Origin of the sequence: Budvicia aquatica DSM 5075 = ATCC 35567 (assembly GCF_000427805.1) — a bacterium.
GTDB classification, from domain to species: Bacteria; Pseudomonadota; Gammaproteobacteria; order Enterobacterales; family Enterobacteriaceae; genus Budvicia; species Budvicia aquatica.
In genome coordinates this window covers 19,036-41,334 of sequence record NZ_ATYS01000042.1, presented here as the reverse complement: position 1 = coordinate 41,334, position 22,299 = coordinate 19,036, and the positions used below count along the sequence as shown (strand labels likewise).

At 45.3% G+C, this 22,299-nt stretch carries 23 protein-coding genes and 1 pseudogene; 5 read left to right on the top strand and 19 right to left on the bottom strand.

Translation table 11 applies throughout. The features are described 5' to 3' along the window. Positions 1–4: 4 nt before the first annotated feature. A complete protein-coding gene (sodC, locus tag YWE_RS0115620) occupies positions 5–526 on the bottom strand; it encodes a superoxide dismutase family protein (protein WP_029095386.1) in 522 nt (173 codons plus the stop codon). Between the two features lie 165 nt (positions 527–691). Further along, entirely contained in the window at positions 692–931 is a 240-nt protein-coding gene (locus tag YWE_RS29705; protein ID WP_071605882.1) for a DUF1289 domain-containing protein, read from the bottom strand. 299 nt (positions 932–1,230) lie between these two features. Between YWE_RS29705 and gloA the strand changes: the two genes are divergently transcribed. Both gloA and rnt read left to right on the top strand, forming a co-directional pair. Then, positions 1,231–1,638: a lactoylglutathione lyase gene (gene gloA / locus YWE_RS0115610; protein ID WP_029095384.1), complete on the top strand. Its 408-nt coding sequence runs from the start codon at positions 1,231–1,233 to the stop codon at positions 1,636–1,638. A 202-nt stretch (positions 1,639–1,840) separates the two neighbouring features. Continuing rightward, positions 1,841–2,494: a ribonuclease T gene (gene rnt, locus YWE_RS0115605; RefSeq protein ID WP_029095383.1), complete on the top strand. Its 654-nt coding sequence runs from the start codon at positions 1,841–1,843 to the stop codon at positions 2,492–2,494. Positions 2,495–2,548: 54 nt separating this feature from the next. Here the strand turns inward: rnt and YWE_RS0115600 are convergent, their stop codons facing one another. Continuing rightward, positions 2,549–2,887 carry a Grx4 family monothiol glutaredoxin gene (locus tag YWE_RS0115600; RefSeq protein WP_029095382.1) on the bottom strand — a complete coding sequence of 113 codons (339 nt, stop codon included), beginning with the start codon at positions 2,885–2,887 and terminating at the stop codon, positions 2,549–2,551. A gap of 412 nt (positions 2,888–3,299) precedes the next feature. Here YWE_RS0115600 and sodB point away from each other — a divergent pair, with 412 nt between their 5' ends. Further along, positions 3,300–3,878 carry a superoxide dismutase [Fe] gene (sodB, locus tag YWE_RS0115595; RefSeq protein WP_029095381.1) on the top strand — a complete coding sequence of 193 codons (579 nt, stop codon included), beginning with the start codon at positions 3,300–3,302 and terminating at the stop codon, positions 3,876–3,878. Positions 3,879–3,947: 69 nt separating this feature from the next. Here sodB and YWE_RS0115590 read toward each other — a convergent pair whose 3' ends face one another. The 14 genes and pseudogenes from YWE_RS0115590 to yceD form a co-directional block, all read right to left on the bottom strand. After that, complete coding sequence (locus YWE_RS0115590) at positions 3,948–5,072, bottom strand: AAA family ATPase (protein WP_029095380.1); 1,125 nt, start codon at positions 5,070–5,072, stop codon at positions 3,948–3,950. A 2-nt stretch (positions 5,073–5,074) separates the two neighbouring features. Continuing rightward, a pseudogene (locus YWE_RS29700) lies at positions 5,075–5,782 on the bottom strand (RNA ligase family protein). Between the two features lie 291 nt (positions 5,783–6,073). Next, the gene (locus tag YWE_RS0115585) at positions 6,074–6,850 is read right to left on the bottom strand and encodes a metal-dependent hydrolase (RefSeq protein WP_029095379.1); all 777 of its coding nucleotides are present in this window, start codon (positions 6,848–6,850) and stop codon (positions 6,074–6,076) included. A 29-nt stretch (positions 6,851–6,879) separates the two neighbouring features. Further along, positions 6,880–7,857 (bottom strand): DNA polymerase III subunit delta', encoded by a 978-nt coding sequence (gene holB / locus YWE_RS0115580; RefSeq protein WP_029095378.1) that lies wholly within the window; start codon positions 7,855–7,857, stop codon positions 6,880–6,882. Continuing rightward, positions 7,854–8,486, bottom strand: a complete 633-nt coding sequence (gene tmk / locus YWE_RS0115575; RefSeq protein ID WP_029095377.1) for a dTMP kinase — start codon at positions 8,484–8,486, stop codon at positions 7,854–7,856. Before tmk ends, holB begins: the two co-directional genes overlap by 4 nt. Position 8,487: 1 nt before the next feature. Beyond that, on the bottom strand, positions 8,488–9,510 hold the full coding sequence (gene mltG, locus YWE_RS0115570) for an endolytic transglycosylase MltG (protein WP_029095376.1): 1,023 nt from the start codon (positions 9,508–9,510) through the stop codon (positions 8,488–8,490). Between the two features lie 139 nt (positions 9,511–9,649). Next, a complete protein-coding gene (gene fabF, locus YWE_RS0115565) occupies positions 9,650–10,891 on the bottom strand; it encodes a beta-ketoacyl-ACP synthase II (RefSeq protein ID WP_029095375.1) in 1,242 nt (413 codons plus the stop codon). Between the two features lie 82 nt (positions 10,892–10,973). Beyond that, positions 10,974–11,210, bottom strand: a complete 237-nt coding sequence (acpP, locus tag YWE_RS0115560; RefSeq protein WP_029095374.1) for an acyl carrier protein — start codon at positions 11,208–11,210, stop codon at positions 10,974–10,976. 152 nt (positions 11,211–11,362) lie between these two features. Continuing rightward, entirely contained in the window at positions 11,363–12,097 is a 735-nt protein-coding gene (gene fabG, locus YWE_RS0115555) for a 3-oxoacyl-ACP reductase FabG (protein WP_029095373.1), read from the bottom strand. Between the two features lie 32 nt (positions 12,098–12,129). After that, the gene (fabD, locus tag YWE_RS0115550) at positions 12,130–13,059 is read right to left on the bottom strand and encodes an ACP S-malonyltransferase (protein ID WP_029095372.1); all 930 of its coding nucleotides are present in this window, start codon (positions 13,057–13,059) and stop codon (positions 12,130–12,132) included. Positions 13,060–13,093: 34 nt separating this feature from the next. Continuing rightward, on the bottom strand, positions 13,094–14,047 hold the full coding sequence (locus YWE_RS0115545) for a beta-ketoacyl-ACP synthase III (protein WP_029095371.1): 954 nt from the start codon (positions 14,045–14,047) through the stop codon (positions 13,094–13,096). Positions 14,048–14,053: 6 nt separating this feature from the next. Next, positions 14,054–15,082: a phosphate acyltransferase PlsX gene (gene plsX / locus YWE_RS0115540; RefSeq protein ID WP_029095370.1), complete on the bottom strand. Its 1,029-nt coding sequence runs from the start codon at positions 15,080–15,082 to the stop codon at positions 14,054–14,056. Between the two features lie 14 nt (positions 15,083–15,096). After that, the gene (gene rpmF, locus YWE_RS0115535; protein WP_029095369.1) at positions 15,097–15,267 is read right to left on the bottom strand and encodes a 50S ribosomal protein L32; all 171 of its coding nucleotides are present in this window, start codon (positions 15,265–15,267) and stop codon (positions 15,097–15,099) included. 16 nt (positions 15,268–15,283) lie between these two features. Continuing rightward, the gene (gene yceD, locus YWE_RS0115530; RefSeq protein WP_029095368.1) at positions 15,284–15,805 is read right to left on the bottom strand and encodes a 23S rRNA accumulation protein YceD; all 522 of its coding nucleotides are present in this window, start codon (positions 15,803–15,805) and stop codon (positions 15,284–15,286) included. Positions 15,806–16,079: 274 nt separating this feature from the next. Here yceD and YWE_RS0115525 point away from each other — a divergent pair, with 274 nt between their 5' ends. Then, a complete protein-coding gene (locus YWE_RS0115525) occupies positions 16,080–16,670 on the top strand; it encodes a Maf family protein (RefSeq protein WP_029095367.1) in 591 nt (196 codons plus the stop codon). 46 nt (positions 16,671–16,716) lie between these two features. On the opposite strand, the gene rluC is transcribed toward YWE_RS0115525, so the two are convergent. Further along, on the bottom strand, positions 16,717–17,676 hold the full coding sequence (gene rluC, locus YWE_RS0115520; protein WP_029095366.1) for a 23S rRNA pseudouridine(955/2504/2580) synthase RluC: 960 nt from the start codon (positions 17,674–17,676) through the stop codon (positions 16,717–16,719). A gap of 728 nt (positions 17,677–18,404) precedes the next feature. Between rluC and rne the strand changes: the two genes are divergently transcribed. Beyond that, positions 18,405–21,767 (top strand): ribonuclease E, encoded by a 3,363-nt coding sequence (gene rne, locus YWE_RS0115510; RefSeq protein WP_029095365.1) that lies wholly within the window; start codon positions 18,405–18,407, stop codon positions 21,765–21,767. A gap of 67 nt (positions 21,768–21,834) precedes the next feature. Here rne and YWE_RS0115505 read toward each other — a convergent pair whose 3' ends face one another. Beyond that, positions 21,835–22,125, bottom strand: a complete 291-nt coding sequence (locus YWE_RS0115505; protein WP_029095364.1) for a putative quinol monooxygenase — start codon at positions 22,123–22,125, stop codon at positions 21,835–21,837. Positions 22,126–22,299: the final 174 nt, after the last annotated feature.

Genomic DNA, 22,299 nt, shown 5'->3' with positions numbered 1-22,299 from the left:
GATATTACTTAATGACACCACAGCCAGTTCTCGCACCACCACCGCCCAACGGCAGAGGATGATCTGAATGGTTATCACCACCAGCATGAACCATTAATGCATGGTTTTTAACTTGATCGATTGTTTTTAAACGGGGGGCCAATACTGGCGTTGTTGCGGTGCCATCTACTGCTACATAAATAGCAGGTAAGTCACCTAAATGACCGCTCGCGTAAGGGCCCAAATGCTTACCGGTATTTTCTGGATCAAAATGGCCACCGGCGGCTAATGCTGCACCCGCTTTACCATCTTTCGTTGCGGGCTCACAGCTGGCCTTTTCATGTACATGAAATCCATGAACGCCTGCAGGTAATTCTTTAAGATTTGGTGTGAACAGCAGACCATATTCAGTTTCACTGATGGTGATATTACCGATTGACTGACCGATTCCCTCAGCGGAAACACTATTAACAGGAACTTCAATTGTTGCAGCCTGAACACCAGCACAAGCAACCAGAGCTGCCAAAGCGGTTAAATAACGTTTCATTGTTCATCCTTTTTTAAAAGTGCTTACTCATTTAAGCGTGGTTATTATGCTGTAAATATAAAATAAATACAGTAATTGAAATAAAGGAAATTGAACATAGTCGATCGAGCGCACACAAAGTAACTATAAATAATTATCAACGAATATGTTGATAATCAAGCCGATTTAAAATAATGAGTCTTGCTGTGGGTCCGCTTGGTCTTTCTCTACCGCGCGTCTATTACGAATCAGTCGACGCTGGTGACATAGTCGGAGAACTTCTCGCTTCTGCATATCACTCATTTTCATCCACTGGAAACGCTCATCCCTGCTTCTTAGGCATCCGAGGCAATACCCTCGTATATCGCTTTGACAAACACCCCGACAAGGGGATGGAATATCAAAAAATTCAAGCTGCTGTGGCATGATAACACCCAAGATCCTAATCAGTTTAATCAAGCTCTGGCTGACATTGTTATTAATATGTAATAGATTGAAGCACAACAAAATGCAAGGCTTTATTCAACCTATTCTCATTTGCGATACGTTTTATTAATTCTACCTACTTCACTTTAAACAAGATAAACAGAAAACTTCAACCTGTTAGGAATATCAGGGTATACTTTCTCCACTTGCACAATGATGCGGTTTCGCCAACTTAGTGAAACATAAATTTAACACATTGACTTTAACCTTTCGACTTGACGAAAAAAGAGGATAACAACATGCGTTTACTTCATACCATGCTGCGCGTTGGCAACTTACAGCGCTCGATTGATTTCTATACTCAAGTACTCGGCATGCGCCTGCTCCGTAGCAGCGAAAACACTGAATATAAATACTCTTTGGCATTTGTTGGCTACAGCGATGAAAGCCAAGGGGCGGTAATTGAACTGACCTATAATTGGGGTGTTGATAGCTACGATATGGGGACGGCCTTCGGCCATATTGCACTGGGCGTCGATAACGTTGCGCAGACCTGTGAACAAATTCGTGCTGCCGGTGGAAAAATCACCAGAGAAGCTGGCCCGGTAAAAGGTGGAACGACAATTATTGCATTTGTTGAAGATCCTGACGGCTATAAAATTGAGCTAATTGAAAATAAAAATGCCTCCTCAGCGCTAGGCAACTAATTTATTTTTCCTGCCCTTCCCACGCGCCCTTGCTTGGGCGCGTCTGTAATTCTGTCTTAATGGCCGCCCTTATTTCAATCAGCGGCAGCGAATTTAAAGCTCTTTTCAACCTTCAGGTTGATGCAGACTGCAAGACTCGACAAAATTTGGCATAATAGCCGTCTGATTTTTTTCGAACAGTTTTAAGCATAGATAGGTAGACATGGCTGATAATAATACTCCAAACAGTTTAAGCGATCGCTTTCGTGGCTTTTATCCTGTAGTTATTGATGTAGAAACGGCAGGATTTGACGCAAAAACTAATGCCTTATTAGAAATAGCCGCCTTTACCTTAAAAATGAATGAACAAGGCTGGCTGATCAAAGACCATTCGCTACACTTCCATATTGAACCATTCGAAGGCTCAGTTTTGTCGCCGGATGCTTTAGCCTTCAACGGCATTGACCCGACTAACCCACTACGCGGTGCGGTCAGTGAATATGATGCCTTACACGCTATTTTTAAAATGGTACGTAAGGGAATTAAAGATCAAAACTGTAACCGAGCCATCGTTGTCGCCCACAATGCAGCTTTTGACCATGGTTTTCTTATGGCTGCGGCTGAACGTGCCGGATTAAAACGCAATCCGTTCCATCCTTTTGCAACCTTTGATACTGCCGCGCTTAGCGGATTAGTCTTGGGGCAAACCGTACTAGCCAAAGCCTGTCTGACCGGTGGAATTCCTTTTGATAGCTCTCAAGCCCACTCCGCACTATACGATACTGAGCGTACAACAGAGCTGTTCTGCGAGTTAGTCAATCGATGGAAAAAAATGGGCGGATGGCCGTTATCGCCAGCTCACCAGGTAAGAGATTAAAAAAATAGCCCCGATAGTATTAACTAGCGGGGCTATTTTTATTGTGCTTGTCGCTTACTCTGCGTCTGTCGCACCATATTTAAGCGCTGCTTCTTTCAGTAACGGTTGAAGTTCGCCGCGCTGATACATTTCTAAAATAATGTCACATCCGCCAATCAATTCACCATCAACCCACAGCTGCGGGAATGTCGGCCAGTTGGCATATTTTGGCAGCTCGGCACGAATATCCGGATTCTGTAAAATATCGACATAAGAAAAACGTTCACCACAGGCAGACAAAGCCTGTACCGCCTGAGCACTGAAACCACAGCTCGGTAACTTTGGTGAGCCTTTCATATACAGCAGGATTGGGTTTTCAGCGATTTGAAGCTGAATTTTTTCTATTGTTGTCATTGTATTGCTTCCTCAAGCATGCATTGCGCTCATTGTCTTACTATTGTAGCGGCTATATCGATAAGAAAAAATGCCATCTTTAGCAGGGTTTTATTGTAGCAGATAGAAACCAAATTAGGCTGCATAAGTTGTAATGTGAATACAATGTTCAATTTAGTGCAAAATCCTGTTGTCCACAGGATTTTTTTATTTTGCCTGATTCCCAGCTGTCAGGGGAATCACAGGCCATTGTGGCCATTAACATTTTAACCTTTTCCTATATCCCTCTTTTAATATAAAAAAAAGTTGATAAAATCATATCCTATAACAATGTAACAACAGTTTTTTTGCAAATGACTCATGATTCAGATAACTGCAACGTTTAGAGTTACAGAAATCAATGAGCGATTTATTTTTCTTGAGGAGCAATGCAATGTCTTTTGAATTACCAACCCTGCCTTATGCTAAAGACGGTTTAGAACCACACATCTCAGCTGAAACTTTAGAGTATCACTACGGTAAACACCATAATACCTACGTTGTTAACCTGAACAACTTAGTTAAGGGTACTGAGTTTGAAGGTAAATCTTTGGAAGAGATTATTCTTAAATCTTCCGGTGGAATTTTCAATAACGCAGCTCAAGTGTGGAACCATACTTTTTATTGGAACTGCTTAGCACCAAACGCCGGTGGCGAGCCTGCTGGTGCGGTTGCCGATGCGATTGTTAAACATTTCGGCTCATTTGCTGCATTCAAAGAGCAATTAACTGATTCCGCTATTAAAAACTTTGGCTCAGGCTGGACCTGGCTGGTTAAAAAAGCTGACGGCAAATTAGCTATCGTAAACACCTCTAACGCAGCTAATCCAATGACTGACGGTGATAAGCCGTTGTTAACCGTTGATGTGTGGGAACATGCTTATTACATCGATTACCGTAATGCCCGTCCTAAATATTTAGAGAATTTCTGGGCTCTGGTTAACTGGGAATTTGTGGCTAAAAACCTGGCTTAATCACCTCTAGTGACCTGCCTTATAGCAGCTAAAAAAACGCCGCGTGGTATCAGCCACACGGCGTTTTTGTTAATACGTAACCGATTCTTCAATATGATAGACCACGCTATGGGCTTCATCCTGAGTCGGAAGCTCAAGCTTACTTAGCATTCGATCCAGCACCTTCTCCGGTACCGCATATTCACGCCCGCTATTTTGAATACGCCATCGTGCGTAAGGCACTTCAATGTAAACAATCTTGACCCAAGCGTGATAGCTAACGAATAAATTAACCAATTGTTGGCGCATTTGACCGGTTATATTGGTGGCATTCCAGACAAAATCTTCACCCTTACGTAACTTTATTCTGGCCAGCTCTTTTGCCTGTTGAACCACCCGCCCGTTGCCCGTTTTATCATCTGGCTTTATCTTATATTCACGCCGTATATCATCCAGACTAATTACCGCCGTTGTCGGGTGAAAGCGTTGAATATAGCGATCCTTTCCCATCCCCGATAAGCCACATAGTAAGGTAACCTTACTTTTATAGTCATCATAAGGCTGATAGTCTAATGCTCCGCCTTCAGTTGAAAAATATTTAAACAGCGCTTCGCCTGAATTAAATACCCTAGCCTGTCGCCAGCATGACTGCTCGCGGCAATACAATTCAAACAGTTCAATCCGACTAAGCAGTTCCTGAGAATCCGAACATTCCCGGCCTAAAACGTCAGCTTTAGCCAGAACGGCCAACAGACCGGTATCTACCCGTAATGATGCTGAGAATAAGGCTTTTTGCGGATCTGGTTTTTCCATAATCCACAGAGGTAGCCCGTGATAACGAACCAATGCTGCTATCGACTCTCTGATGTCAAACGGGGCCGGAACTTGTTTAAACAACAGTTGCCGTACGGTTAACTCACCGCGCTTAGCATGGCCCGGAGAGGTAATTTTCCCATCCGGATCAACGCGGGTCGTGCTGCGTTTTTCTACGTCATGAAGTAATGCCGCAGCCCAAAGAATCTCTTGCTCTAAAGGCCCTAATCTTGCGTATTCAGGCAGGGCTATCAGCGCCTGTAATACCCGCTGGGTATGCTCGGCCACATCGCCTTCTGCATGATAAACAGGATCCTGTTCAACGCCCTGCATATCAGCAACCCATGAGTAGTTTTTTTCCAAAAAAGGCCAGGACTTATCATGACTTAATGTCCAGTTCATTGTTATTCTCCTGTCCCATTTCGCTCAAAACTAAGCGGTGCCCGTTGCCAGTTCCGCTTCCAGTGCACATCGGTTTGAACATGGTTATTACGTACGTATTTAAACACCTGATGAGAGAAATCAGATACCCGATATTCTCCACTATTCCTGCTGACAATCCCTTCCATCGAGCATGCCGTTTGTGAATGAATATCCCACGAATCAAACAGACTATTTTGCTTAGCCGCATCAATAATCAACTGGCTAAAATCTCGTTCATTATGACCTAACGGCCCCGGGACTATTTCCGGCACCCGAGGGAAGTCAAATAAAGCGGCGTAAAAGCCGACTTCTTCCCAGCTTAACCAAACGTCTTTACAGCGTACGGCAAATACAAAAAAATAATTTTCAAGCCGACGGTATTCAATTGAATGAATGGCATAGAGATTTTCACCAAAAATCTCGATATCACCTAAGTCGTCTTTAATCAGTTGCCAACGCTGGCGAATTTGCTGAGTCCATGCAGAACGGGTCGGCGCTGCATGAGATCGTGCAAATACCCCATGTTTGCTCAGGCAGTTATTCTCGCCATCCAGCTTTTCGGTATGAATTAACTGCCCGATTTTTGATATATCATTCCACCAGTGATGATTAATGCGATCGTCACTGGTTGTTCCCGGTGAAAACGGCTAATGAAACGTTCTTCCATACTTTGTTGATTGCATATCCATAATGCATCGATCCTTTACATGCCCCGTATTTTATTACCTGAAATTTAACGATCCCGGGCCAATATTGGTCTGAGTATGCAGTTAAATCCGGTAAAACAGGTGCAGAGAAATTACCCAGATGAGCATAGGTTATTGCGTAGAAGAGGATTAAACGCGGTGGTACTTTGAAGGCGGCCGCATATTAGCAGCATAAAAATATAAACGCTATTAATAATTGAGCACTAATGCGCCGGCGTCAGATCGCCGGCCCGCTACGTCGCCAGTAACAGGCCGCTAAAAACGCGCATTAAGTTACAGGGTAACTTTAAATAACTGACTAAAATTACGCGTGGTTATCTGAGCAAGTTCAGCGACATCAACCCTTTTGAGAACGGCCAAATATTCAGCGACGTCCCTGACATAGGCGGGTTGGTTCTCTTTTCCGCGATGCGGAACCGGGGCTAAATAAGGTGAATCAGTTTCTATTAACATGCGATCTAATGGCACATAGCGGGCAACTTCGCGCAGTGCATCGGCATTACGGAAAGTGACAATACCAGAAAATGAAATATAAAAACCAATATCAAGCAGCTGCTTAGCCGTATCACAATCTTCGGTGAAGCAGTGTAATACTCCGCCACACTCACTGGCCTTTTCTTCTCTCAGAATAGAAAGCGTATCTGTGCGGGCATCACGCGTATGAACAATTACCGGTTTATTCAGTTCTCTGCCGACCTGGATATGCTGACGAAAACAGGTCTGTTGAAGCGGGAGATTATCTTGCTGATAAAAATAATCCAGCCCGGTTTCACCTAAAGCGACGACCCGATTGTCCGAGGCAAGGTTCAACAACTCTTCCTGCTGGTAAACTTCATCTAAATTCAAAGGATGAACACCGCAGGAAAGATAGACTTCAGGATGACCGGCAACCATTTCTTTTAGGTTTTTAAATCCAGGCAATGTTGTCGATACGGCCAAACAGGCTGCGACATCCCGCTGTTTCGCCGCATCCAGAACGCTTTGTAAATCAGTATGCAGGCCTTGGTAGTCCAGCGCATCGAGGTGGCAATGGGAATCAACTAAATACATAGGGGAAATTAACTCATTTCAATTAAAGGTCAGGCTAACAGCAGATCGGTCTGATTCAGCATATTGGTCAATAATAGCTCCCGGTTTACCCCGGCAACGGTGAACAAATCATGGCGACAGCTCAACCACTTTTGGCTTATCTGATTAAATATAACGGCAGAACTTAAACCGGCCATATTCTGAATGGTACTAAAACAATCTTGATTAACAATGAAGCTGGTCGCGCCCTGCTGGTATTTTACAACATCCAACAAAACAGAGACCGCCCAATGGATGCGTTGTTCAACATTGTCATGATTTAATAGCGGGAACAATGATAGTAGATCGCGTTGTTGGAAAGCGACGCCTAAGCCCTGACAAACGGTTTCACGCTTTCCCCATACTTCAGAGGTTAATAGCTGTTGAGCCGCAACCGGGGCACCGTTACTTAAGCGCAGTGCCGTTCTAAAGCTACCCGGGTTACCTGAATTTTGCCGTTCCAGCCACTGTACGCTAAAGTCCTCATCCGGACAGGCTAATAACCAATGAAAGCAGCGGCTGCGCACGGTGGCCAGCAGCTGTGAAGGGTCGTGGCAGCCTAACAGGAAGTAAGTGTTCTTAGGTGGTTCCTCAAGGGTTTTTAGCAATGCATTGGCGGCCGCTTCACTGAGTTGCTCAGATTGAGGGATCCAAGCAACCTTTAACCCACCTTGTTGAGCGTGTGAATATAACGTTTCCGTTAACTGACGAATTTGATCGACCCCAAGAGAACTTTTTCCCTTCTCCGGGGTTATCACTAGCCAATCCGGATGGGTTCCGGCCTTCATCAAATTGCAGCTATGGCATACGCCACAGGTTTTCTCGCCATTGCGATTTTGGCACATTAGCCACCGCCCCAGCGCCTGTATTAACAGCTCATCGCCACAGCCCGGTACTGATTGTACTAACAATGCATGATGATCACGCTCAGCGGTATATTGCGCAACTAATTGCTTATACACTGGCGTTAACCACGGGTACCAAATCACTTATTACTCTCCAACCATTGTTTCATCGCCTGACGGATATCAGCGGTAACCAGTTCCAGAGGCTGTGATGCATCAATGGTGATAATTGAGCTATCACTGGCGGCAAGTTCAAGATAGCGAGCTCGGGTACGTTCAAAGAAGCTCAACGACTCCTTTTCTATCCGATCAAGTTCCCCTCGCTGTCTGGCACGTTGTAAACCAATTTCAGGCGGAAGATCTAAATACAGCGTCAGGTCAGGATAGAAATCACCGAGAACGGTATCCCTTAAGGTAGTCATCAGCTTATTATCAATACCCCGACCGCCGCCCTGATAGGCCTGAGAGGATAAGTCATGCCGATCGCCGACCACCCAAGAGCCTCGACCTAAAGCAGGCTTAATCACGTTATCAATTAATTGAATACGAGAAGCATACATCATAAGCACTTCAGCTTTATCGGTCAGCAATTCACCTTCAACGCCCTGTTTTACCAGTTCTCGCAGCTTTTCCGCCAGCGGCGTTCCGCCGGGTTCCCGGGTAAACACGATATTCTGAATTCCATTGGCATTTAGCGCTGCAACAACGGTATCGCGTGCCGTGGTTTTTCCAGCCCCTTCAAGCCCTTCAATAACAATGAATTTACCCTTCATACTATGACTTTCCTGCCCGTAAAATTTGAAGATAATTGCGTACGGCCTGATTATGACTTTGTAGATTAGTGGTAAATGTGTGTCCACCTTTTCCGTCAGCAACAAAATAGAGATAAGAGGTTTTGGCCGGATGTGCGGCAGCTTTCAATGAAGCAATGCCGGGCATCGCGATGGGCGTCGGCGGCAGCCCACCAATGACATAGGTATTGTAATCCGTTGGGGTGGTTAAATCTTTGCGCGTAATATTGCCATTATACTGTTCGCCCATGCCGTAAATTACCGTCGGGTCCGTCTGTAATTTCATGCCAATACGCATGCGGTTAACAAACACCGAGGCAACTTTATCTCTCTCTGAATCTAAAGCCGTCTCTTTTTCAATGATAGATGCCATGATCATCATCTCATACGGCGTTTTATAAGGGAGGTTTTCTTCTCTTCCCGCCCATATTTCATCAATTGTGGACTTCATTCGTTCATGAGCCCGCTTGAGCAGCGAAATATCGGTAGTACCGGCGGTATAGTTATAAGTATCCGGATATAACCAACCTTCAGGGTGCTGAGGATCGTTAATATTAAGTAGTTCTGCAATGTCCTTATCAGTTAAATCCTTAAGCGTATGATTGAGATAAGGCGCCTCTTTCAACAGCGGCAGCCAATCCTTCATCCGGGTCCCTTCAATAAAACGAATTGAAAACTGGGCCTCTTTACCGGAACTCAGTAACAGCAGTAAATCTTTAATACTCATTCCCGGCGCTAACTTATAGGTCCCGGCTTTAAATCCGGTTAATTCTGGCTTTATCTTCAGTAGCCAAGGGAATGGTTTTATATCTTCAACAATATGTTTTTCCGCCAGTAGCTGGGCTAATCCCGTACGTCCGGTACCTGCGGGTAAAGTAAAGTAGGTTTCTTGCTCAATACTGAGCGGCATATTGGCATAATTCTGTAGCCATTTATATCCAGCAAAAAGTCCGGCAGCTCCGGCCAGAATAAGTATTACAACGATCCCTATAATTTTTTTCTTCATTGCCTTGGCCATTATCATCGTGATGGATTCAGAAACGTTTGAACCTTAAATTGAGATTACCAGATTCTATAAGTAAAACGGCCCGGTGAATATACCGGGCCGTCTATTTGCGCATTATAGAATCTATTCGTTCAGGGCTTTAGATTTTACGGAACAGAACCGAACCGTTAGTGCCACCAAAACCAAATGAATTACATAATACATATTCCATACCGCTAACCTGACGAGCTTCGTGTGGAACGAAGTCCAGGTCACAACCTTCATCTGGGTTATCCAGATTAATGGTTGGCGGAATAGCCTGATCGCGTAACGCAAGAATCGAGAATATTGATTCCACAGCACCTGCAGCGCCCAACAAATGGCCTGTCATTGACTTAGTCGAACTCACCATAACCCGCTTAGCATCTTGTTTAAAGATGCTCTTCACAGCTGAAGCTTCCGCTTTATCACCTGCGTGCGTTGAGGTACCGTGAGCATTAACATAAGCAATTTGTGACGGGGTCACGTTAGCATCACGTAACGCATTCTCCATCGCCAGAGCTGCACCAGCTCCGTCTTCCGGAGGTGAAGTCATATGATAAGCATCGCTGCTCATACCAAAACCAACAACTTCAGCATAAATTTTTGCACCGCGCTTTTTAGCATGTTCATACTCTTCCAGTACCATTATGCCGGCACCATCACCAAGTACAAAACCATCGCGGTCTCTGTCCCATGGACGGCTTGCGCCCTGAGGATCATCATTTCGGGTAGAAAGTGCACGTGCAGCACCAAAACCACCAACACCTAACGGCGTACTGGCTTTTTCGGCTCCACCTGCCAACATAACATCCGCATCGTTATGGGCGATAATTCTTGCCGCATGACCAATGTTATGTACGCCTGAAGTACAGGCTGTTGCTATAGAAATACTCGGTCCTCTAAGTCCATAAATAATGGATAAGTGACCAGCAATCATATTCACAATAGTTGAAGGAACAAAGAATGGACTTACTTTACGAGGTCCGCCAGTGACTAATGCACTGTGGTTCTCTTCGATTAAGCCTAAACCACCGATCCCAGAACCGATAGCGGCACCCATACGCGGCGCATTTTCTGCTGTTACCTCAATACCGGAATCTTGCATTGCCTGTATACCGGCAGCAATACCATATTGAATGAAGGCATCCATTTTTCTCGCATCTTTGCGGGAAATGAATTCTTCAGAGTTAAAACCTTTAACTAAACCAGCAAAACGCGTAGCGTAAGCGCTAGTATCGAAATGGTCTATTAGGCTGATACCACTCTGCCCAGCAAGGAGAGCCTTCCATGTAGTCTCTACAGTGTTGCCGACAGGGGATAACATGCCCATACCAGTCACTACAACTCGACGCTTAGACACGCTGAATCCTCCAGAGGGGGATAATTTGAATTATGGAATGAGAAAAACTTAGGCGGTCGAATGACCGCCTAGATATGTTCGATTACGCGTTAGCAGCAGTGATATAATCAATCGCTGCTTGAACAGTAGTAATCTTCTCTGCTTCTTCGTCTGGAATCTCAGTATCAAACTCTTCTTCCAGAGCCATAACCAGTTCAACGGTGTCAAGAGAATCAGCACCCAGGTCTTCTACGAAAGAAGCGGCGTTTTTGACTTCTTCTTCTTTAACACCCAGTTGTTCAATAATGATTTTCTTAACACGTTCTTCGATAGTGCTCATACTCTTAAATTTCCTATCAAAACTCGCTAACGCGATGGTTTTCGTAGTTTATTCAATGTTGAAAAAGATGCAACCAAATATAGGCTGGTCGAACCACAATTTTAATCTTTTTGCCCAAAATTGGCTCAAATTGATTAAAATATTAGCGATTCTTAAAGCATGTACATGCCACCATTCACATTTAAGGTTTCACCCGTAATATATCCAGCTTCATCAGAGGCTAAAAATGCAGCAGCGCTGGCTATCTCTTTTGCTTCGCCCAAGCGGTTAGCAGGGACTGATGACAAAATGCCTGACCGTTGTTCGTCTGTCAATGCACGCGTCATATCGGTTTCAATAAAACCGGGCGCAATAACATTGACGGTAATACCTCTGGATGCAACTTCCCGCGCCAGCGACTTGCTAAAACCGATGATGCCAGCTTTAGCAGCAGCGTAGTTAGTCTGCCCTGCATTACCCATTGTACCAACAACTGAGCCAATAGTAATTATCCGTCCATGACGTTTTTTCATCATTGCACGCATAACTGCTTTTGATAGACGAAAAACCGACGTCAGATTTGTGTCAAGAATGTCTTGCCACTCATCATCTTTCATTCTCATTAGCAGATTATCGCGAGTGATACCTGCATTATTGATCAGAATGTCGATTTCGCCAAATTCAGCACGAATTGTATTAAGAGCAGTTTCAATAGATGCGGAATCGGTCACATTCAGTGCAATTCCTTTTCCATTTTTGCCCAAATACTCACTAATAGCTTCAGCCCCCTTGTCTGACGTCGCTGTACCAATCACAGTCGCGCCATCAGAAACGAGTCTTTCAGCTATCGCCCGGCCAATACCACGGCTTGCGCCAGTGACCAGAGCAATTTTTCCTTCTAATCTCATTCATTTCCCCTTTACGATTATTCTGTTCTGACTTACAGCTCAAGTGCACTTTGTAAGTTAGCAGGATCGTTAACTGGCGCAGCAGATAACGTATCGACAATTCGTTTGGTTAATCCGGTTAATACTTTACCCGGACCAACTTCTAATAAATAAGTCATATTTTCAGCCGCCATACGCTCTACAGTTTCAGTCCAGCGCACAGGATTATAAAGCTGGCGTACTAATGCATGACGAATAGCGTCTGCATCAGTTTCTGCTTTAACATCTACATTATTAATGACGGTAATCTGTGGTGCATTAAAGGTCACTAATTTTAAAGCTTCGGCTAACTTATCAGCAGCCGGCTTCATTAAAGCACAGTGCGAAGGCACGCTGACAGGTAGTGGTAACGCACGTTTAGCGCCAGCGGCTTTACAAGCAATGCCTGCTCGCTCTACGGCTTCTTTATTGCCCGCAATAACAACCTGCCCCGGTGAATTGAAATTCACCGGAGAAACAACCTGCCCTTGGGCAGACTCTTCACAGGCTTTAGCAATCGCATCGTTATCCAGACCAATAATGGCTGACATCGCGCCGGTCCCTTCCGGAACGGCTTCTTGCATCAGTTTGCCGCGAAGTTCAACCAGGCGAATCGCATCTTTAAAATCCAGTACGCCGGCACATACTAAAGCCGAATATTCACCTAGGCTGTGCCCGGCCAACATTGCCGGCATTTTACCACCCTGCTGCTGCCAAACCCGCCAAATAGCCACTGATGCGGCTAATAGTGCAGGCTGGGTTTGCCAGGTTTTATTTAATTCAGACTCTGGTCCTTGTTGAACCAAATTCCATAAGTCATAGCCTAAAGCGTCGGACGCTTCAGCAAAAGTCTGTTGCACGATGGGAAATGTCTCAGCAAGGCCAGACAACATACCTACCGTTTGAGATCCCTGTCCCGGGAATACTATTGCAAATTGACTCATAATCGTTTTTCCAAACCAGTGTTTTTAGTCAAAATTAGAACCGGATTAATGCCGAGCCCCAGGTAAATCCACCGCCAAAGGCTTCTAGAATAATAAGATGTCCGCGTTGAATACGTCCGTCTCTTACCGCTTCATCTAATGCAGAAGGAACGGATGCAGCTGATGTATTACCATGACGATCCAGAGTAATAACCACTTTCTCCATTCCCATTCCCAGCTTTTTAGCCGTTGCAGAAATAATGCGCAGATTTGCCTGGTGAGGAACTAACCAATCCAGTTCGGATTTATCAATATTATTAGCAGTCAGCGTTTCATCAACAATATGCGCTAACTCGGTTACCGCAACTTTAAAGACATCATTCCCTTTCATTGTCAGATAATCCGGTTTAGCAGGATCAACCCGATCGTGATTAGGCAATGTAAGCAGATCGCCATATCGGCCATCCGCATGAAGATGTGTTGAAATAATACCAGGTTCTTCTGATGCGCCTACAACAACGGCTCCGGCACCATCACCAAATAGGATAATAGTTCCGCGATCCTGTGGATCCAGCGTACGGCTAAGTGCGTCAGAACCAATGACCAGTGCTTTTGCCACTGCGCCATTTTTTACATACTGATCGGCAACGCTAATGGCGTAGGCAAATCCGGCACAGGCGGCAGCAATATCAAACGCTGCGGCATCTTTAATGCCTAAATGGTTCTGAACTTCACAGGCTGCGCTAGGAAAAGCGTTGCTTGATGAGGTAGTGGCAACAATAATCAGCCCTATTTCATCTTTATCAATGCCGGCCATCTCAATGGCTTTATCAGCCGCATGGCAAGCCATAGTGGCAACGGTTTCATCCGGTGCTGCAATATGACGCTGACGGATCCCTGTACGAGAAACAATCCAGTCGTCTGTCGTCTCTACCATCTGCTCTAGATCGGCATTGGTACGCACTTGTACGGGTAGGTAGCTACCTGTACCTAGAATTTTTGTATACATGAACGATCAGTCACTCTTAGGTAATACAGCCTGAAGACGAGCAGCAATTTGCGTAGGAACGTTTCGTTCCACGGCCTGAATGGCCTGCTCAATGGCTACGGTGAAAGCCTGTTGATTAGCCGCCCCGTGACTTTTAATCACGGTACTGCGTAATCCTAACAGACAGGCCCCATTATATCGATCGGGATTTAAATGTCCGAAACGTTTAGATAAACTCTTTTTAAACCAATATCCAATGAGCTTCATCCACCACGAACGTTTTCGTTTCCCTGACGACAATAATGAAAGAAATACTCGAACTACACCTTCCAATGTCTTTAACGTCACGTTACCGACAAAACCATCACATACTAACACATCCGTTTCGCCAGTCAGAAGATCGTTACCTTCTAAGTAGCCAATATAATTAATCTGCTGAGTATTTTTCAGTATAGCCGCTGCAGCCTGGATGTTATCAAGACCTTTCGTTTCTTCTTCGCCAATATTCAGCAATGCCACGCGGGGCCGGGGAATTTGCAATATCTCTTCAGCCATCACAGCCCCCATAACGGCGAACTGGACCAGCATTTCGCTATCGCATTCAACGTTAGCCCCTAAATCCAGCAACAGTGTTTTACCGCCATTCTGATTTGGCAACGCCGTCACCAATGCCGGGCGTTCAATACCATCCAGCGGTTTTAGCATTAATTTAGACAGCCCCATTAAAGCACCGGTATTTCCTGCGCTGACGCAGGCCTGAGCGAGGCCGTCTTTAACCTGATTTAATGCAATGCGCATAGACGTGCCGCGGCTGTTTCTGATAGCGTGAGACGGTTTAGCGTCGTTAGCCACCATAAATTCGGCAGGAATAACGGTAAGTCGATTAAGAATATCGGGATGGATATTAACTAGCAGAGGGGTTATAGCTGCAGGATCGCCAACAAGCTGGATATTTAAGGCTGGATTAGAAGCCAATGCCTGCAATGATGCAGGCACTGTAACGCAGGGACCGAAATCCCCGCCCATAGCATCTAACGCAATGGTTAGACAAGTCAAAGTATCGCCTATAATTACTTAGCGATTACCTTGCGGCCACGGTAGTAACCGTCAGCTGTGATGTGGTGACGCAGGTGGGTTTCACCTGAGACTTTATCCACAGATACTGCAGCAGTAGTCAATGCATCATGTGAACGACGCATGCCACGTCTTGAACGGGTACTTTTGTTTTGTTGTACGGCCATCGACCTTACTCCTCGGTTACTTTTGCTTTAAACTGGCTAATACGGCGAATGGATTTGGTTTCTCTGCCTCAGCGGGCAGTTGGCCAAATATCATGTCCGCGTCGGACACTTCACAGTGTTCATATTCATGAACCGGTGCTATAGGCAGAGAAAGGATAAGTTCATCCTCAATCAATGCCAGCAAATCGATTTCGCCAAAGTTATCGACTTCGATTGGCTCATAGCCTGCCGGTAAAGCTTCTGCCTGTTCATCATTTTTGACCGGGCAGAAACAATACGTTGCGTGAACGATGTACTCGAAGTTGTGATTACAGCGCTGGCACATCAGCGTTACTGGAACACTGGCCTTGCCTGTAATAACAACTAAACGCTGATTATCAATATTAAATGATACTTCAGCATCGATGTCACCATCCACACTCACTACTGATTCGGCTAATCGTACAACCTGGTCGGCTGAATATATTCCAGCGTAATCCAGACTTTTCTGAGCCGTACGAAGCGGATCAATAGTTAAGGGTAATTTTACCTTTTGCATAGGGCGCGCATATTAACGTTGTAATGGCCGAGAGTCAAAGAAAATGCTCGTAAATCACATGCATTTAAGATCTCAGCGCCTAAGATTGCGCATAGTTTAAGATAGCCGGTACTATTTCGCTATCGTTTTAACAACGATTTAGCCAATAATATGCAGATAGCCTAAGCGATAATGTAACTATTTATAAATAGTTACAACGAATAGTTAAAACGATTAGCAATGTATTGGCTTAACTTTATCCACTAGCCACCCTCTTTTATTATCAGGTGTCACCATGTCACAGTTAATCTTAGCATCCACCTCTTCCTACCGTCAGGCTTTGCTGGAAAAGCTGGGTATCCCTTTTATAGCCGTCGCTCCGCAAATTGAAGAACGCGCCAAAGATAATGAAACGGCAGAACAATTAGTTATCCGACTGGCAACAGAGAAAGCACTGGCCGTCGCCGTTAATTACCCGAACGGCCTAATTATCGGATCGGATCAGGTTTGTGTACTCGACAATCAGATCACCGGTAAACCACACAACAAAAGCAATGCCATGGTTCAGCTCAGTCAAGCCAGTGGCCAGCGCATTACCTTTTATACCGGGCTTTGCCTGTATAATGGAAAATCCGGGCAATCGGAGTCGCTGTGTGAAACGTTCGATGTTTATTTTCGCCATCTTACCGAGCAAGAGATAAGTGCTTATTTAGATAAAGAACAACCCTGGAACTGCGCGGGAAGTTTTAAATGTGAAGGATTGGGAATTGCTCTGTTTGACAAATTATCAGGTCGTGATCCCAATACGCTAGTCGGCTTACCGTTAATCTCATTAACCCGACTATTAATCAACGCCGGCATTAATCCACTGACGAATAAAATCTGACCGGCGGCGGATTAACTTAAAACTACCGGTCAGATTCTCTATCAATTTATTTTGATGCGCGTAATGCAGCAAGACAATAACGTAATGCGCCATCAAGCGGCGCTTCAACCCTCATTGTTTCACCAGAGTTCGGATGTTCAAAACGTAAAGCGGCTGCATGTAGAAATAGCCGATTGAGTTTAGTGCCTGATAGTGAACTATCAAACTCCCTATCACCATAGCGGTCGTCAAATGCAATCGGATGCCCGGCATGCAAAGTATGAACACGAATCTGGTGAGTTCGTCCGGTTACCGGACTGGCTTTAACCAATGTCGCATTAGCACTGTCAAAACGTTCCTCAACTTTGAAACGGGTTTCTGAAGGTTTACCTTCCGCATCAACACGAACGATACGCTCACCGCTTTGTAAAACGTTCTTTAACAATGGCGCCTGCACCACTTTACAATGTGATTGCCATTGACCACGCACTAAGGCCAGATAATCTTTCTGCATGGTCTTCAAACGAAGTTGCTCATGCAAGCTACGTAGTGCAGAACGCTTTTTAGCCACTAACAAAACGCCGGATGTTTCACGGTCTAAGCGGTGAACTAATTCTAAGAACTTAGCATCAGGCCTTAGCGCCCTAAGCCCTTCTATAACACCAAAGCTTAAACCGCTGCCTCCGTGAACAGCCGTACCTGATGGCTTATTCAACACCAGAATATAATCATCCTCATAAAGGATGCAGTTTTCTAGTGCAGCCACTTTATCTAATTTGGCTGAAACGGTAGATTCTTCACGTTCTGCGACTCGAACGGGGGGAATCCTAAGAATATCGCCGTCTTCCAGTTTATATTCAGGCTTGATGCGTTTTTTATTTACGCGAACCTCACCTTTGCGCAGGATACGGTAAATCATACTTTTAGGGACACCCTTTAAAAAGGTTCGCAAAAAGTTGTCAATACGCTGCCCTGCGGTATCAGCAGTGATGGTTATATTTTGTACGGATGGATTGCATGTTTTCATAATGCGGATTCTAGCACGATCATTTTTTGCTAAATATGCCTTATTAAATTGTTTTCATGTCTACACTTATAATAACTCTATTTAATCAATAAACAGAGTGACTCCCTTAATACTTTAAGTTGATGGGGCGTTGGCCGCATTTGTTTACTCGAGTCGCTTACCACAGTAAGCCCATCGGGATTCAGCCACTTGCCGCCTTCCCTCAACTCGAATTATTTTGGGCTATATACCCATTGTGGGCGTTGGCTAAATTTTTGGCATACAAATCTTATTAATACGTTATTTTAACACTGTTATTACATAATTAAACGTAAGAGTAAAAGTCACCTTGCCATAACGCGGCTGGCAGTTGATAATGTGGCTGATTTTCTGCCTTGAACCCGCCTAATGCGTGGTAACAGGCAAAAAATAAAATTTGCAGATCGCTCAGTCAGTGCAGCAATGGCGTAAGACACCATGAGATATCAAGCAATTAGCGAGCTACGGGTAGTGGCTTGGATGGTAAAAGGAACCCGATCTCTATCTAACTTTAGCGACGGACTTTCCCTGATAAAAAGTGCTGTTTTCACAAAGAAATACAGACTTACCGAGATAATGCGTCCCTGTGCAAACGACAACCGTGAGGTTGACGATTTTGCGATAAGACTCGGGGCCATCGGTCAACTCCGTCCATGAGTATCCTTACACGTAGACTCAATTGACAATGTAAAAAAATGAGTAAAGTTTAAATGAAAAGAATGTTGATTAACGCAACTCAGCAAGAAGAGTTGCGTGTAGCCTTAGTTGATGGGCAACGTCTGTACGATTTGGATATTGAAAGTCCAGGACATGAACAGAAAAAAGCTAATATTTACAAAGGCAAAATAACCCGAGTTGAACAAAGCCTTGAAGCGGCATTTGTTGACTACGGAGCAGACCGACACGGTTTCCTTCCTTTTAAAGAAATTTCCCGCGAATACTTTTCCTCTAATGGTTCTTCTCATGGTCGACCTAACATCAAAGATGTCTTGCATGTTGGCCAAGAAGTTATCGTTCAGGTTGATAAAGAAGAGCGTGGAAATAAAGGTGCAGCACTAACCACATTTATTAGTCTGGCCGGTAGTTATTTAGTTCTGATGCCAAACAACCCTCGCGCCGGTGGTATTTCCCGTCGTATTGAAGGTGATGACCGTCAGGAACTTAAAGAAGCCCTAGACTCCCTTGAAATTCCAAACGGTATGGGTCTGATTGTCCGTACCGCAGGCGTTGGTAAATCAGCAGAAGCCTTACAGTGGGACTTGTCCTTCCGTTTGAAGCACTGGGAAGCCATTAAGAAAGCCGCTGAGGGTCGCCCTGCTCCGTTCTTAATTCATCAGGAAAGCAACGTTATTGTTCGTGCCTTCCGTGATTATTTACGCCCTGATATTGGCGAAATCCTGATCGATAATATGAAAATTCTCGATCTGGCCAAAGAGCATATTGCCGCGCTGGGTCGTCCTGATTTCAGCAGCAAGATTAAGCCTTACACCGGTGAAATTCCGCTGTTCAGCCATTATCAAATCGAATCTCAGATTGAGTCAGCCTTCCAGCGTGAGGTTCGCCTCCCTTCCGGCGGATCGATCGTTATTGATACCACCGAGGCATTAACGGCTATCGATATCAACTCCGCGCGTTCTACCCGCGGTGGCGATATTGAAGAGACCGCCTTTAATACCAACCTCGAAGCCGCTGATGAAATTGCCCGTCAATTACGCCTGCGTGACTTAGGGGGTTTAATTGTTATCGACTTTATCGATATGACACCAATTCGTCATCAGCGTGAAGTTGAAAATCGCCTGCGTGATGCCGTTCGTCAAGACCGTGCGCGCATTCAAATCGGTCGTATCTCTCGTTTCGGCCTGTTAGAGATGTCCCGTCAACGCCTGAGCCCGTCATTAGGTGAGTCAAGCCATCACGTTTGCCCTCGCTGTAACGGTACCGGTACCGTACGTGACAACGAATCACTGGCACTGTCTATTCTTCGTCTGATTGAAGAAGAAGCATTAAAAGACAATACGAAAGAAGTCGATGCCATCGTGCCGGTTCAGGTCGCCTCTTACCTGCTGAATGAGAAGCGCGAATCTATCAACGCTATTGAGCGTCGTTCAGGTGGAAAAGTCCGCGTTGTCGTCGTCCCAAATGACCGCATGGAAACGCCGCATTACGAAGTTATCCGTAAAAAGCCTGGCGAAGAAAGCAACGTGCTGAGTTACTTACTTCCACAGTTACATGAAGCAGAGACTGAAAGTGAAGAGGAAACGCCTCACGAACGTAAAATGCCAGAGCAACCGGCATTAACCAGCTTTGCCATGTCATCTGAATCTGCACCGGTAGAAGAGAAAAAAGCGGCGGCTACACCAGTCGTTACCGCACCCGTTGCACCGGCCGGCCCGGGGCTGTTATCTCGTTTTGTTAGCGGACTGAAAAACCTGTTAGCTCCGGCAGAACCGGCTAAAGAGGTGGTTGAGAAACCGGCTGTTAACGAGAAAACTAACGCTCAACAGGATCGCCGCAATAACAACCGTCGTAATAACAATAACCGTAAAGATCGTAACAACGATCGTAACGGTGAACGTAATAACGAGCGTAATACTGAGCGCAACAGCGATCGTCAAAACCGCGATAATACGCAGGATTCTCGCCGTAATAATCGTCAGGCCCAGCCTCAGGTACAAGATGCTGCGCAAGATGCAACAGCGACTGCTACCCCAGCGGCTCGTGATGATAGCCGTCGTGAATCACGTGCTGACCGTCAGCGTCGTCGTAATGAAGACAAACGTCAGCAACAGGCTCAGGTTCAACAATCTGAACAAGTTGCCGAAACCGTTGCTGAAAGCGTAGCGACCGTTGCGGTTGCTGCGGTGGAAGAAGAAAAACCAACGGTAGCAGCACAACGTCGTCAGCGTCGTCAGTTAACGCATAAGGTTCGTGTAACCTCACAAACTGAATCTGCTGCTGAAGGCACCGTTGAAACGGCTGTAGTAACTCAGGTCGTTAACCTTGCGGTCGTTGAAGAAGTTAAATTACTGCCTCAGCCAGTTAACCTGACTGACAGTGATAGTCATGCGGTTCAACAAGTTGCTGCTTCTGATTCAGATAATGAGCAAAGCAATAACTACAATAACAATGACAACAACGGCATGCCACGCCGTTCTCGTCGTTCGCCACGCCATTTGCGCGTTAGCGGGCAGCGTCGTCGTCGTTACCGTGATGAAAAATACCCGACGGTTTCAGCAATGCCACTCACCTTCGCAATGGCATCTCCTGAACTGGCTTCAGGTAAAGTTTTCATTAACTACGCAACAATAGCCAGCGACCAGCCTAAGGTATTTGAACCAATTGAAGCATTGGAAGCGGCTAATATTGCTGAAGATAATGCCCGTCGCCAAAATCAACAGTCAGAGATTCAGGCGGTTGAAACAGTGAATGTGGTGGCCAGTATCGCAGCAGCGCCTGTCGTTGTTGAAGCACAGCCAACCGCAGACGTGGTTAGCGATGATGAGTTTAAAGAGTATGTCAATCCTGCAGCTGAAGCTATTCCGGCAGTTGAAGTGATTGATGAGCCAACTAGCGATTCAATCCCTAAACCAATGGTCAACGCACCGATCGCTGCGCCGGCACCAATAGTTGCTCCGGTATCGATTGTTGCTACCAGCGTTGCATCAGCGCCGGCATCATCTCCAGCCGCGGCACCAGCAGAGACGGCTACTGTAGCCGAAATACCTGCACCTGTGGTTGAGAGCGATGTTGAACAACACGCTGAAACGGTTACTCCGGTGATTGAAGATGTTGTCGTTGTGGCTGAAACGCCTGTTGCTCAGGTTGAAGCTGAAGTGGCTAATGTTATTGCCAGCTCTCCGGTATTTAAACCGGCCGCTGAAGTATCTGAATCACCGGCTGCAACCTTGCCTGAAGCGGCACCAGAAGCTCTGCCTGAGTCTATTCCAGAGGAAACTCCGGTGGTGACGCCAGCTCAAACCAATGAGTTCAGCGGTAAAGGTTCTGCCGGCGGTCATGCAGCAACTAATTTTGCTGCTGCTCCTGCGGCAAGACCGGCTCCGGTTGATGACTAGTTCATCGACTGTCTGATAATAAAAAACCCGCACTTAGCGGGTTTTTTTATGCCTGTCAGCCCAATAATCAATAAACCTTGGTCATTAAGTTAATCGCCAACGATTCGATTTTTCCTGCGGCAAACTGACCAAACGCAATAAAATGCTCGGACTGATTATGTACATCCACAATAGCCTGAGATGCCCAACGCTCAATAAAAATATAAACCAACGGGTTTTTGTTATCCTGATGAAGATCGTACTGCAGACACCCGTTTTCCGCCCTGCTGCTATCAACCAGTTTCTTTAACTCAACCATTAACGGTGCTTGGTAATCCGCCTTGATAGTTAATGTTGCAACGATAGTTATTTCACTCACAGATAATTCCTTATTGTATGCATCTGAATACCCGATGACATGGTATGAGAGCCGGACGCGAAATCATAGTAAAAATCGTAAAATGTATTGTTGAGGAGAATCATTCGGGGAATGGAGAATTGCCGTAACCTAAGTTAAGTTAAGTCTTAATCAGAACCCGAATCCCGTTTTACA

Excerpts from the sequence above, each read along its gene's own strand:
- sodB (WP_029095381.1), top strand. The coding sequence starts at position 3,300 with ATGTCTTTTGAATTACCAACCCTGCCTTATGCTAAAGACGGTTTAGAA.
- yceD (WP_029095368.1), bottom strand. The coding sequence starts at position 15,805 with ATGCAAAAGGTAAAATTACCCTTAACTATTGATCCGCTTCGTACGGCT.
- YWE_RS0115525 (WP_029095367.1), top strand. The coding sequence starts at position 16,080 with ATGTCACAGTTAATCTTAGCATCCACCTCTTCCTACCGTCAGGCTTTG.
- rnt (WP_029095383.1), top strand. The coding sequence starts at position 1,841 with ATGGCTGATAATAATACTCCAAACAGTTTAAGCGATCGCTTTCGTGGC.
- gloA (WP_029095384.1), top strand. The coding sequence starts at position 1,231 with ATGCGTTTACTTCATACCATGCTGCGCGTTGGCAACTTACAGCGCTCG.
- rpmF (WP_029095369.1), bottom strand. The coding sequence starts at position 15,267 with ATGGCCGTACAACAAAACAAAAGTACCCGTTCAAGACGTGGCATGCGT.
- mltG (WP_029095376.1), bottom strand. The coding sequence starts at position 9,510 with ATGAAGAAAAAAATTATAGGGATCGTTGTAATACTTATTCTGGCCGGA.
- sodC (WP_029095386.1), bottom strand. The coding sequence starts at position 526 with ATGAAACGTTATTTAACCGCTTTGGCAGCTCTGGTTGCTTGTGCTGGT.
- tmk (WP_029095377.1), bottom strand. The coding sequence starts at position 8,486 with ATGAAGGGTAAATTCATTGTTATTGAAGGGCTTGAAGGGGCTGGAAAA.
- YWE_RS29705 (WP_071605882.1), bottom strand. The coding sequence starts at position 931 with ATGCCACAGCAGCTTGAATTTTTTGATATTCCATCCCCTTGTCGGGGT.
- YWE_RS0115585 (WP_029095379.1), bottom strand. The coding sequence starts at position 6,850 with ATGTATTTAGTTGATTCCCATTGCCACCTCGATGCGCTGGACTACCAA.
- YWE_RS0115590 (WP_029095380.1), bottom strand. The coding sequence starts at position 5,072 with ATGAACTGGACATTAAGTCATGATAAGTCCTGGCCTTTTTTGGAAAAA.
- fabD (WP_029095372.1), bottom strand. The coding sequence starts at position 13,059 with ATGAGTCAATTTGCAATAGTATTCCCGGGACAGGGATCTCAAACGGTA.
- acpP (WP_029095374.1), bottom strand. The coding sequence starts at position 11,210 with ATGAGCACTATCGAAGAACGTGTTAAGAAAATCATTATTGAACAACTG.
- YWE_RS0115600 (WP_029095382.1), bottom strand. The coding sequence starts at position 2,887 with ATGACAACAATAGAAAAAATTCAGCTTCAAATCGCTGAAAACCCAATC.
- fabG (WP_029095373.1), bottom strand. The coding sequence starts at position 12,097 with ATGAGATTAGAAGGAAAAATTGCTCTGGTCACTGGCGCAAGCCGTGGT.
- YWE_RS0115545 (WP_029095371.1), bottom strand. The coding sequence starts at position 14,047 with ATGTATACAAAAATTCTAGGTACAGGTAGCTACCTACCCGTACAAGTG.
- rluC (WP_029095366.1), bottom strand. The coding sequence starts at position 17,676 with ATGAAAACATGCAATCCATCCGTACAAAATATAACCATCACTGCTGAT.
- rne (WP_029095365.1), top strand. The coding sequence starts at position 18,405 with ATGAAAAGAATGTTGATTAACGCAACTCAGCAAGAAGAGTTGCGTGTA.